Genomic DNA, 11,150 nt, shown 5'->3' with positions numbered 1-11,150 from the left:
AAAGGACTTCACATGTCAGTTCAAACCAATCCCGAAATCGCCCGTTCAATCGACGCCGGATCGATCCGGACCAATTATCACGACGAAGGGAGCGGCGGCCCGGTTCTCATGATCCACGGTTCGGGGCCCGGCGTCTCGGCCTGGGCCAACTGGCGGCTCAACATCGGCCCGCTCGCGAAAACGAAACGCGTCATCGCGCCCGATATGGCCGGATTCGGATTTACACAGCGCCCGGACGGCGCCGTCTATGGCAGGGATTTGTGGATCCGGCATCTCGCCGAATTCATGGATGCGCTCGACATCGAAAAGGCTGACATCGTCGGCAACAGTTTCGGCGGCGGCCTCGCGCTCGCCTTCGCGATCCGGTTTCCCGAGCGGGTCAGGCGGCTTGTGTTGATGGGCAGCGTCGGCATTTCCTTCCCGCTGACCGACGGCCTCGATGCGGTTTGGGGCTATGAACCGTCGATCGAGAATATGCGCCGCCTTCTCGACATCTTCGCTCATAATCGCGAACTGGTCAGCGACGAGCTTGCCGAGCTTCGCTACAATGCCAGCATCCGGCCGGGTTTCCAGGAAAGCTTCGGCAGCATGTTTCCGGCGCCGCGACAGGCGGGCATCGAGGCTCTGGCTTCGGACGAAGTCCAGATCGCCAGTCTGCAACATCCTACACTGATCGTCCATGGCCGCGAGGACAAGGTGATTCCGGCGAGCAACGCGCAACGCCTGTTCGACCTGCTGCCCAATGCCGAGCTCCATATGTTCGGTAACTGCGGCCACTGGACCCAGATAGAGCAGGCCGCTCGCTTCAACATGCTTGTCGCCGATTTCCTGACGGATTGAGAAGGGGAAGAGATGATGAACGGCGAACGCAAGGTTGCGGTCGTAACCGGGGCAGCCAAGGGCATAGGGCAGGAACTGGCGGTGCGACTGGCTGGGCGCGGCGACGCCCTCGCGCTGCTCGACGTCGACAATTGCGGCGAGACGCTGGCGCGCATTGAAGAGGCTGGCGGCGAGGCGATCTACGCGCGCTGCGACGTGGGTTCGGAAAGCGACTGGGCCGCGGCGCGCGACGCCGTCATCGAACGGTTCGGGCGCGCCGACATTCTCGTCAACAATGCCGGCATCTACCCTTTTGCCCCGCTTGACCAGCTCGATCCCGACCTGTTCCGCAAGGTCATCCGCATCAATCTCGAAGGCGCCTTCCTTGGCGCTCGGACCTTTACGCCGCTGATGAGGGAGAAGGGATGGGGGCGGATCGTCAACATCTCGTCCAATTCGATCGGAACGAACCTTGCCGGCCTCAGCCATTATATGGCGAGCAAGACGGGCGTTATCGGGCTGACCCGCGGCCTCGCGAACGACCTCGCTGAGGCGGGGATCACCGTGAATGCCATCGCGCCCGCGATCACCCAGACGCCGGGTACGAGCATCATGCCCGACGACATCACCGGCGCGGTGTGGCAGCAGCAGGCGATCCGCCGCTTTGCGGTGCCCGGCGACATCGTCGGCCCGATCCTGTTCCTGACCAGCGACGACGCGGCCTTCGTGACCGGCCAGACGGTCGTCGTCGACGGCGGGATGATGAAGCTGTGACGGGCGTCCGCACCGGCCGGGCCGTGGTGCTGAAAGGGCCCGACGAATTGGTCATGGCGCGGCTCGACGTTCCGCTGCCGATGGCGGGCGGGGTCGTCGCGCGCGTCGAGCTCGGCGGCGTCTGCGGCAGCGATGTCCATATGACGAAGGGCGAGTTTCTGCTCCCCTTCGCCATCGTCCTCGGTCATGAGGGCGTCGGCATCCTCGAAATTCTCGATGCCGCGGTGACCCGCGACCATGCCGGGGTGCCCGTGGCGCGCGGCAACCGTATCTATTGGTGCCCGATCGCACCCTGCCACCATTGCTGGCACTGCACCGTCGAGAAGGATTTTTCCTGCTGCACCAATGCGACCTGGTTCGGTCCGATCGACGCGCCGACCTGGGGCAGCTATGCCGACTATGTCACGCTCTCGCGCGATACCGCCTTCTACCGTATCCCGGACGGCGTGCCGAGCGAGGCGGTCATCGCCTTCGGTTGCGCGCTGCCGGCGGTGCTGCAGGGTCTCGAACGCGCGGGCGGCATCAAGCCGATGCAGTCGGTCGTCGTCCAGGGCTCCGGCCCGATCGGCCTCGCGGCGGTGCTGATGGCGACGCTGTCGGGCGCGCGCTCGATCGTCGCGATCGACGCATCACCGCTGCGCCTCGACTTCGCGCGCCGTTTCGGTGCCACTGTGACCCTCGACCTGAGCGCTACGTCGATCGAAGTGCGCGCGGATGCGGTTGCTGCGGCTACGGGCGGCCGCGGCGCCGATATGGTGATCGAGGGAACCGGGCATCGCAGCGCCTTTGCAGAAGGGTTGCACCTCTGTGCCCACAACGGAACCTATCTACTGATCGGTCTTTGGGCGAGCCAGGGCGAACAGCCTTTCGATCCGTCCCTCGTCGTGCAGAAGAGCCTGCGGCTCGTCGGCACCCAATATGCGCAGGCGCACCACTATCATGACGCGATGCAGGTCGCGGCGCGGCATCATGCCGATTTCCCCTTCGCCGAACTGATCACTCATCGCTGCGCGCTCGAGGATGCAACAGGGGCGCTCGATCTCGTGACCTCGGGAAGCGCCGGCAAGGTCGTGATCACCCCCGCCGCGCGGGCATAGGAAAGGCCGAAAATGCAGTCGATCCATCAAGACGAAATCGCCCCGCATGTCGACGCGGCCGCATATCGCCGTCAATATCCGCAGTCCCTGGACATGGCGGGGACCTATTGGCTCGAACAGGCGAGGCGGCTCGACTGGTTGCGCTTTCCGACGAAGGGTGCGGATTGCTCGTTCGACGAAGCCGATTTCCGGATTTCCTGGTTCGCCGACGGCGCGCTCAACGTCGCGGCGAACTGCCTTGACCGCCACCTTGCCGAACGGGCCGGCGCGACCGCCATCATCTGGGAGCCCGACGACCCTGAGGAAACGGCGCGCCATATCAGCTATGGCGAACTGCACGCCGAAGTATGCCGCTTCGCCAATGCGCTGAAGCAATCGGGCATCGACAAGGGCGACCGGGTTACCATCTATATGCCGATGATCCCCGAAGCGGCCGTGGCGCTGCTCGCCTGCGCGCGAATCGGTGCGATCCACTCGGTCGTGTTCGGCGGCTTTTCGCCCGACGCGCTCGCCGGGCGGATCATCGACAGCGGTTCGACGCTGGTGATCACCGCGGACGAAGGACGCCGCGGAGGGCGCCACGTTCCGCTCAAGGCCCATGTTGATGAGGCACTTGGGCAGTGTCCCGGCGTGAAGAAGGTCGTGGTCGTGCGTGCAACGGGTGGACGCATCGCGATGACCGATGGCCGGGATCGCTGGTATGACGAACTCGTGCGCGAGGTATCGCCGGATTGCCCCGCCGAAGCGATGGACGCCGAAGATCCGCTGTTCATCCTTTATACCTCGGGTTCGACCGGCAAGCCCAAAGGCGTCCTGCATACGAGCGCAGGCTATCTGCTCTGGGCGAGCATGACGCACGAACTGCTCTTCGATTATCGGCCGGGACAGATCTACTGGTGCGCGGCGGACATCGGCTGGGTCACCGGACACAGCTATATCGTCTATGGACCGCTCGCCAACGGCGCGACCACGCTGATGTACGAAGGGCTTCCGAACTGGCCGTCGCCAAGCCGGATGTGGGAAATCGTCGACCGCCACCGGGTCGAGATACTCTATACCGCGCCGACTGTCCTCCGTTCGCTGATGCGCGAGGGTGACGCACATGTCGCCACGACCAGCCGGCAATCGCTGCGGCTTCTCGGCAGCGTCGGCGAGCCGATCAACCCCGAGGCGTGGCGCTGGTATCACGAGGCGGTCGGCGAGAGGCGGTGCCCGATCATCGACACCTGGTGGCAGACCGAAACAGGCGGCGCGATGATCGCGCCGCTGCCCGGCGCGACGAACCTCAAGCCTGGCTCGGCGACTGAGCCCTTTTTCGGTGTGCTGCCGCAACTCGTCGATGCCGAAGGACGCCTTCTCGAAGGCGCTGCCGAGGGCAATCTGGTGATCGCCCAGTCCTGGCCGGGGCAGATGCGCGGCGTCTGGGGCGATCCCGAACGCTTCTTTAAGACCTATTTCACGACCTACCCCGGCAAATATTTCAGCGGCGACGGCTGCCGGCGCGATACGGACGGCTATTACTGGATCACCGGGCGCGTAGATGACGTCATAAACGTCTCGGGCCACCGCATGGGTACGGCCGAGATTGAGAGCGCGCTGGTTTTGCACCCCGATGTTGCCGAGGCGGCGGTGGTCGGCATGCCGCACGAGGTCAAGGGGCAGGGGATCTACGCTTATGTGACGCTCAAGGCCGACCGCGAGCCAACCGAAGAGCTGCGAGGGAGCCTCCGGCAATGGGTGCGGTCCGAAATCGGACCGATCGCGACGCCCGACGCCATTCAGTTCGCGCCCGGGCTTCCCAAGACGCGTTCGGGCAAGATCATGCGGCGGATATTGCGCAAGATCGCCGAGGGCGATGCCAGCGATCTTGGCGATACCTCCACCCTCGCCGACCCCTCGGTGGTGGCTCATCTGACGGCACATCGCGTGAAGTGAGAGCCTGCCGCGCCAGCCGAGGCTTGCGCTGCCTTCCACTTAAGGTGCGTCTCCGATTGCATCTTCGGGTAAGGTTACAACACCATTCGCGACGGCATAGTGTCGCCAGAGTTGCTGGAGTTTTTGAAGCAAGGCGGGCCTTTTTTTGGCTAGATTTCGGGTCTCGCCGGGATCTTTCCCGATGTCATAGAGTCGCCATTGCACCGATCCCGGCTCGGTGATCTTTCCAAAAAGCGGAATCTTGTTTGGGAGGTAGACGGCCTTCATGCCGTCCTTGCGGATCGCCGCCCGGTAAAAAAGCTCCCAGGCGAGCGGTTCATCGTCGCGCCGAACCGCGCGCGCGCCATTCTTCAGTAGCGGCTTCCAGTCACGCCCCGCCGTGCGTTCGGCGCTTGGTCTCGTCGCATTGGCTAGCGAAAGCATCGTAGGCATGACGTCAAGTACATGAAGCACTGCGTTGCTTGTCCCGTTCCGGATGCCAGAGCCGGCCACGATGGCAGGCGCTCGTATGCCTCCTTCTGTAGTGAGGCCCTTCTCGCCGGCGAACGGACCGGAACTCGCCGCGGCCCATTCGGGACCATAGCTGAAATAGGAGTCGCCTGCTCCAAGGTTGGCAAGGCTGTTGTCGTTGGGAACCTTCATGGGTTCGTTCACATTGTTCGGATTGAGCGGTTTCCCAAGAACCAGTGCATCGGCCCCGTTGTCGGACATGAACAGGATGATCGTATTTTCGAGTGTCCGTCGTCAGAACATTTGGCGCAACTCGTGGCGTAAATTAGCGGAGAGCGGGCCTCGTCTTGGGATTGATATTAGGCGGCGAGCTTTCGGTGCTGCAAGCGCCGATATTCGATAGTCTGTCGTTTGATCCTTTCGCGCTGTTTGATGATGGCGGGTGCCCTGCCGAAGTAGGCGTCAGCAGGCGTCACGTTGCCGAGGCTCTCGTGGTATCGGCGGTGATTATAATGGTCGATGAAGGCCTCGATCTGGGCTTCAAGTTCGCCAGGCAGGAAGTAGTTTTCGAGCAGGATGCGGTTTTTGAGGGTCTGGTGCCAGCGCTCGATCTTGCCCTGGGTCTGCGGATGCATCGGGGCACCGCGGACATGGGTCATCTTGTTGGCCTCGATATATTCGGCCAGTTCCCCAGCGATGTAGCTCGGGCCGTTGTCGCTGAGCAGTCGGGGTTTGTGCAGCACCGTGGCGCTGTCACATCCGGAAGCCGCCAGGGCGAGGTCCAGCGTGTCGGTGACGTCCTCGGCCCGCATGGTGGTGCACAGCTTCCAGGCAATGATGTAGCGTGAGAAGTCGTCGAGCACGGTTGACAGGTACAGCCAGCCCCACCCGATGATCTTGAAGTAGGTAAAATCGGTCTGCCACATCTCGTTCGGTCGGGTGGTCTTGGTGTGGAACGCATCGGCGGCCTTGACCACGACATAGGCCGGACTGGTGATCAGATCATGGGCCTTGAGCAGGCGGTAAACCGTGGCTTCCGACACGAAGTAGCGCCTCTCGTCGGTGAACCGCACCGCCAGTTCGCGAGGGGATAGCTCGGTCGTCTCCAGCGCCATCTCGACGATCTGGTCCCGGATATCGTTGCCGATGCGATTCCACACCCGGCTCGGCGCCGATGGCCGATCCTCCAGCGCCTCCGGCCCGCCTTCGAGGTAGCGGTCATACCATCGATAGAAGGTCCGGCGGGGGATGCCGAGCTGGTCCAGCGTCCGCTTGGCGGGCAGATGCGACTGCTCGACGATCCTGATGATCTCGAGCTTCTCAGATGCGGGATACCTCATTCTTCGTCGCCCCCATCCGCGATCATGCTTTTTTTGAGCAGACGGTTTTCCAGCGTCAGGTCGGCCACGCATTCCTTCAGGGCACGGGCTTCGCGGCGCAGGTCGTGCACCTCGCCGGTGGTCGCAGCTCGGGCGGTATCGCCGGCCAGACGACGCTTGCCCGCTTCCATGAACTCCTTCGACCAGGTGTAATACAGGCTCTGGGCGATGCCTTCCTTGCGGCACAGCTCGGCGATGCTGTCTTCGCCGCGCAGCCCCTCCAGCACGATCCTGATTTTGTCCTCTGCAGAGAAGTGCCGGCGCGTCGCACGCCGTATGTCCTTCACCACCCGCTCAGCTGGGGCCTTCGGCGCCGATTTTTTCAAGGAGGATTTGGGCTTCATCTTCGTTCCTTCGTCACTACGACGAAGCCCAAATCCTCCTTAAATCACAACCTCAAATATGCGCCATTGGTGCTGACGGCGGACACTGGCCGCACCATATTGGTCCACCAACGGATCAATGTAATCCAAAGCGACCACTTTATCTCAGCGGCCCAGGTTCCGATAAAAAGTCAGAATTTCTCTTATTGGAGACCGCAGAATGCGCAAGCTAGCCATGCAAAAGGTCAATCACGGAACCCATTTTCATGCACAGGTACTTCGCGGTGAAGATGCCCGGATCGCGCCATTCATCGGTGTCGACCACGCATGGATGGCGGGACCCACGTTCCCGCCGCACCGTCACGCAGGTATCGCGGCAGTATCCTACGTTTTCAGCGACTCCGAAAGCGCGATTGCCAACCGTGACGATCTGGGCAATCAGAACGTCATTGAGCCAGGCGGACTGCACTGGCTTACAGCTGGACGCGGCGTTGTGCATGAGGAGGTGCCGGCGCATGAGGGGCGCACCGTCCATTCGTTGCAGATTTTCGTGGCTTTGCCTCCTACGGCGGCAACCGGCGAACCGTTCGCCATAAGTCTCGTACCCCACGAAATTCCAATCGTTCAACGGCCGGGAGCCATCGTCCGCGTTGCGCTCGGTTCCTTCGAGGGCGCCGTGTCGCCGCTATCGCCGCCGACGCCTGTTACGATGCTAGACATCGCTCTCGATTCCAGAGCCGAATTCGAAATGCCATTGCCGGCGCGCGAGACGGCCTTCTTTATCCCGATTTCGGGACAGGTGGCTGTCGATGGCGTGGTATTCGACATCGAGCGGCCCGAAGCGCTTCTCTATCCGGCTGAACGGGAGAAACGTGTCATCCACCTTGTCGCCGGCGAGGCGCCTGCCCGTATCATGTGCTTCGCCGGAACTGCGGCGGAGCGCGCCTGAGTAATGAACATTCAACAGCAGCAGGAATTACGATCATGACTTTCCAACGCTTTACTGGCGAAACCGCCGCCATGCTTTTGATTGACCACCAGGTCGGCACAATGGGGTGGGTCAAATCTCTTTCATTTGAAGAAATGAAGCGAAACGCGCTGATGCTTGCGAAGACCGCGCGTATTCTGAACATGCCGGTCGTACTGACGTCCAGCATGGAAGATTATGCGCAAGGCCCGCTGCTCGGGGAACTTGAAGAGATTCTGCCCGAAGCATTCGCAACTCGGGTGAAGCGGCTTGGAATCGTGAATGCGATGGACGATCCCAATTTCGTTCAGGCCGTGCGGGCAACCGACCGCCAGAAGTTGATTATCGCCGGCGTTACGAATGACGTTTGCACGGTATATCCCGCACTGACTCTTGTGGGACAGGGGTACGACGTTCAGGTCATCGCTGATGCGGGCGGTTCACCAAGCACTATCGGGGACGATATGGCGTTGCGCCGGATGGAGCGGGGTGGCGTTACGCTGTCCAGCACCAACCAGGTAATCGCCGAACTCGTAGGGGATTGGAGCACACCGGAAGGAAGTGCGATTGTCCAGGAGGTTGTCATGCCTTCGCTGCAGGGCTGACATTTTCGATTTCACGCAATTTCATCAAATGGAGGAATGTGCCATGTCTAAAGCAAAGGGCCGGCTTGCGGGAAAGCGCGTGCTCATCACCGGAACGGGTGGTGGGCAGGGCGAAGTAGCACAGCGCTTGTTCGCTCGCGAAGGGGCAACGGTTATCGGTTGCGATCTCAAGCCCGGCACTGCCGAGGCGAACGCGGCAGCCCTTCGCGCCGAAGGATATAATATTTGGGGAAGCACGGTAGACTTGTCCGACCCCGAACAATCTGCGGCTTGGGTGGTCGATGGAGCCGAACGGATGGGCGGTCTCGACATACTTTATAATAACGCATCTGGCTTCGGTTTCGCGCCGTTTGCGCAGATGGACTTCGCGCTCTGGCGTCACGTCATGACGGTGGAACTGGACCTCGTGTTCCACACCACCCGAGCGGCTTGGCCATTATTGATCGAGAATGGCGGAGCGTTGATCAACATCGGTTCATACTCCGGACTTCGCGGGATTGAGCCTCTTGCCCAAGTCGCCCACGCCGCTGCCAAGGGCGGCGTAATCGCCATGACGCGCTCGCTCGCCGTAGAAGGCGCGGTTCACGGTATTCGCGCGAACTGCATATCGCCGGGGTTCATTAGCACCCCTGCCACCGACCAGGCCGTGGACGCCGAGGGTAGGGCTTGGCAAATCGGGAATGCCTTGATCCAGCGCCCCGGCAAGGGCGAAGACATCGCATATATGGCGCTATATCTGGCATCTGATGAAGCGAGCTGGGTAACAGGCCAGAATTTCGTCGTCGATGGCGGCGCGACGGCAGGTTGGCGCGATGATGCAGAAACGGCCCGTATGGCTGCGAAGTTCGCATCGACCACTGCGGCCTGAGTTATAAATTGCCGGTCGATCGATCTCCGATTTGGAAGCCAACGAGCAGTGAACCAGCCCGCATAATATGACATGGATACATAGGCAGCGATTTTATCGAAGAAGGAGCGAATCACGGGTAGGGCATTTGAGAAGCTGTCCCAGAGGCAGCGAATATATCTTCGGCGTGTCTTTCAACATCGCACGTCCGATGAGATCGCCCATCTCGAAGGCGTCAATGCACTAACAATCCACACGGGCCACTCGGTGGGGGCCGGTCACCACGCGCTATATCTACGAGAAGGGCGACGAAAAATGTGCCGTCACCTTCCGCATCGAGAGGGCCATCCACCGCCTGATCTTCCGCGAAGCGATCAAGGGCTGGAAGCGCATTCTCGTCCGCTTGATGCGAATCAACGGCGCCTCTGTTGGGGTCACGGGACCGGTCACCATCGAAGCCTATGCCAAGGGCGAACTCGTCGATCGCCACGAACAGGAAGGGCTTTGGGAGGTCATGTATTACGGCGACGCGCGGGCGCCCAAGACCGACGATCCGGCCGAGCTGACCTAGGTTCGCCGGCGCAGTTTGGCGAACTCGCGGTCGGCGGCCATGAAGCGCGCCAGCATCGGCGAGATGAGGCGTTCCACCGGCAGCGGCGAAGAAAGCCCCGTCGCCTTTGCATGCACTGCAGCATAGTCGGCGAGATCCCGGAGTAGGGTGCCGGGAAGCTCGATCGTCAGCTTCCCGGGCTTGTCCTCCTCGATCGGGCCCAGTCGTAGCTTGGTCACTGCCTTTCTCCGACGGCGTCGAGCACGAGATCCTGGGTTACGATGACCCTGAACGAGAAGCCGGGGCGCACCGTCAAGGTGGGTGGAACCGACAATTCCCGCTCGACCATGCGGCGCCCTGCCTCGTTCGTGCTGTCCTGCAGGCCCGATCGCAGCGCGCGAACAAGATCGCCCTCTCCACCGGCGGCGAGCTCGGTCCCGACGCCGAGCAGCGACGACACGAGTGCGGCGCGCATCATCCGGCCCCAGTGATTGTTCACGCCATCCTCGAGCCCCGCCATCCCGGACGCATCGGCGCCGGGTTGGCGATCGAGGCGGATCGAGCGCCCGCGGGGGAGGATCAGGCGATCCCAGGCCAGCAGCACCCGGCGCTGCCCCGCGTCGACCTCGCTGTCATACTCCCCGACCAGCCGTGCGCCCTGCGGAATGAGGAGAATCCGGCCGGTCGGACTGTCATAGACATTCTGCGTTACCTGCGCGATGATTTGCCCGGGAAGATCCGAACGAATGCCTGTGATGAGCGCCGCGGGAATGACCGTCCCCGCCTGGATGGTGGCGGCCGAGCTCGGGGCAACGACGCGCTCGCCGCTTTCGGTCGCGCGTCGCGGGCCACCCGCAAGGAAGGCCTTCCGCGACCCCACCGCACCCGCGGTTCCGTTCGTGGGTGCGGCGGGGGCGACAAATGCCTCCGCCAACCCCGCAGTGGACGCTCCGGCTCCGCCGCTGCCAAGGAAGAGCCTGCTTCCTTCGGCTGCCTCGCGCTCCTGAAGGGCGCGCTGCCTTGCATGCTCGCAGGCCGTCTGACGGGGATCGGACGGCGGCGGACCCATGCCTGGAACCGGAACGGTCTCGCCGGCCTTTTGCGCCGAGACGATCGGTCTCCCGAGATCGCCCGGCAAGGGCGGCCCAAGTTTCGGGACCGCGCCATAGTCGGCGGGTGCCCCGGTGACGGCTTCGGACCGGTTCTGCGCGGTAACCTCGTAGAGTTCCTGCGCCGCCTTCGGATCGACCGACCGCAAAGCCCAAAGCAGCGCCCCGCCGATCGCAAGTCCCGCCGCCCCGCCAAGCACCGCCAGGGCCTTGCGCGACAGGCGCATGACCTGCGGCATTTCTCCCTCGAGACGAAAATCCCCCGGACTGGCCGGCGCGACGGACTGCGTTTCCT

The 11,150-nt window shown here is 62.6% G+C and carries 11 protein-coding genes and 1 pseudogene; 8 read left to right on the top strand and 4 right to left on the bottom strand.

Annotated features, from left to right (window positions below; genetic code table 11):
* Positions 1–12: 12 nt before the first annotated feature.
* Genes ACVENA_RS20470 through acs form a run of 4 tightly spaced genes read left to right on the top strand, consistent with a single transcriptional unit; the run spans position 13 to position 4,625 of the window.
* Positions 13–840, top strand: a complete 828-nt coding sequence (locus ACVENA_RS20470; protein ID WP_449326830.1) for an alpha/beta fold hydrolase — start codon at positions 13–15, stop codon at positions 838–840.
* 12 nt (positions 841–852) lie between these two features.
* The gene (locus ACVENA_RS20465; protein ID WP_449326829.1) at positions 853–1,593 is read left to right on the top strand and encodes an SDR family NAD(P)-dependent oxidoreductase; all 741 of its coding nucleotides are present in this window, start codon (positions 853–855) and stop codon (positions 1,591–1,593) included.
* Positions 1,590–2,690, top strand: coding sequence for a zinc-binding dehydrogenase (locus ACVENA_RS20460; protein WP_449326828.1), 1,101 nt, complete (start codon positions 1,590–1,592; stop codon positions 2,688–2,690). Before ACVENA_RS20465 ends, ACVENA_RS20460 begins: the two co-directional genes overlap by 4 nt.
* A 12-nt stretch (positions 2,691–2,702) precedes the next feature.
* Complete coding sequence (gene acs / locus ACVENA_RS20455; protein WP_449326827.1) at positions 2,703–4,625, top strand: acetate--CoA ligase; 1,923 nt, start codon at positions 2,703–2,705, stop codon at positions 4,623–4,625.
* A gap of 39 nt (positions 4,626–4,664) precedes the next feature.
* Here acs and ACVENA_RS20450 read toward each other — a convergent pair.
* A pseudogene (locus tag ACVENA_RS20450) lies at positions 4,665–5,351 on the bottom strand (arylsulfatase); the annotation flags it as partial.
* Positions 5,352–5,434: 83 nt separating this feature from the next.
* Positions 5,435–6,798, bottom strand: a protein-coding gene (locus ACVENA_RS20445) for an IS3 family transposase (protein ID WP_257546647.1) whose coding sequence is annotated in 2 segments (ribosomal slippage) — positions 5,435–6,448 and positions 6,451–6,798 — 1,362 coding nt in all. Because the reading frame shifts where the segments join, the coding sequence is not laid out codon by codon here.
* A 199-nt stretch (positions 6,799–6,997) separates the two neighbouring features.
* Here ACVENA_RS20445 and ACVENA_RS20440 point away from each other — a divergent pair.
* The 4 genes from ACVENA_RS20440 to ACVENA_RS20425 all read left to right on the top strand — a co-directional run bounded on the left by ACVENA_RS20440 (position 6,998) and on the right by ACVENA_RS20425 (position 9,767).
* Complete coding sequence (locus tag ACVENA_RS20440; RefSeq protein WP_449326826.1) at positions 6,998–7,726, top strand: pirin family protein; 729 nt, start codon at positions 6,998–7,000, stop codon at positions 7,724–7,726.
* A 35-nt stretch (positions 7,727–7,761) separates the two neighbouring features.
* Positions 7,762–8,349 carry an isochorismatase family protein gene (locus ACVENA_RS20435; RefSeq protein ID WP_449326825.1) on the top strand — a complete coding sequence of 196 codons (588 nt, stop codon included), beginning with the start codon at positions 7,762–7,764 and terminating at the stop codon, positions 8,347–8,349.
* Positions 8,350–8,392: 43 nt separating this feature from the next.
* Positions 8,393–9,217, top strand: coding sequence for an SDR family NAD(P)-dependent oxidoreductase (locus tag ACVENA_RS20430; protein WP_449326824.1), 825 nt, complete (start codon positions 8,393–8,395; stop codon positions 9,215–9,217).
* Positions 9,218–9,602: 385 nt separating this feature from the next.
* The gene (locus ACVENA_RS20425; RefSeq protein WP_449326823.1) at positions 9,603–9,767 is read left to right on the top strand and encodes a hypothetical protein; all 165 of its coding nucleotides are present in this window, start codon (positions 9,603–9,605) and stop codon (positions 9,765–9,767) included.
* Here ACVENA_RS20425 and ACVENA_RS20420 read toward each other — a convergent pair.
* Both ACVENA_RS20420 and ACVENA_RS20415 read right to left on the bottom strand, forming a co-directional pair.
* Positions 9,764–9,985, bottom strand: coding sequence for a DUF2274 domain-containing protein (locus ACVENA_RS20420; RefSeq protein ID WP_449326822.1), 222 nt, complete (start codon positions 9,983–9,985; stop codon positions 9,764–9,766). The two genes, ACVENA_RS20425 and ACVENA_RS20420, sit on opposite strands and share 4 nt — an antisense overlap.
* Entirely contained in the window at positions 9,982–11,082 is a 1,101-nt protein-coding gene (locus tag ACVENA_RS20415; protein WP_449326821.1) for a TrbI/VirB10 family protein, read from the bottom strand. Before ACVENA_RS20415 ends, ACVENA_RS20420 begins: the two co-directional genes overlap by 4 nt.
* Positions 11,083–11,150: the final 68 nt, after the last annotated feature.

This window comes from Sphingopyxis sp. 550A (genome assembly GCF_053569535.1).
The sequence above is the reverse complement of the archived record's forward strand: the minus strand, read 5'-3'. Positions and strand labels throughout refer to the sequence as shown.

What these genes read in the sequence shown, in the direction of transcription:
- ACVENA_RS20470 (WP_449326830.1), top strand. Translation starts at nt 13, where the DNA reads ATGTCAGTTCAAACCAATCCCGAAATCGCCCGTTCAATCGACGCCGGA.
- ACVENA_RS20465 (WP_449326829.1), top strand. Translation starts at nt 853, where the DNA reads ATGATGAACGGCGAACGCAAGGTTGCGGTCGTAACCGGGGCAGCCAAG.
- acs (WP_449326827.1), top strand. Translation starts at nt 2,703, where the DNA reads ATGCAGTCGATCCATCAAGACGAAATCGCCCCGCATGTCGACGCGGCC.
- ACVENA_RS20440 (WP_449326826.1), top strand. Translation starts at nt 6,998, where the DNA reads ATGCGCAAGCTAGCCATGCAAAAGGTCAATCACGGAACCCATTTTCAT.
- ACVENA_RS20435 (WP_449326825.1), top strand. Translation starts at nt 7,762, where the DNA reads ATGACTTTCCAACGCTTTACTGGCGAAACCGCCGCCATGCTTTTGATT.
- ACVENA_RS20430 (WP_449326824.1), top strand. Translation starts at nt 8,393, where the DNA reads ATGTCTAAAGCAAAGGGCCGGCTTGCGGGAAAGCGCGTGCTCATCACC.
- ACVENA_RS20425 (WP_449326823.1), top strand. Translation starts at nt 9,603, where the DNA reads ATGCGAATCAACGGCGCCTCTGTTGGGGTCACGGGACCGGTCACCATC.
- ACVENA_RS20415 (WP_449326821.1), bottom strand. Translation starts at nt 11,082, where the DNA reads ATGCGCCTGTCGCGCAAGGCCCTGGCGGTGCTTGGCGGGGCGGCGGGA.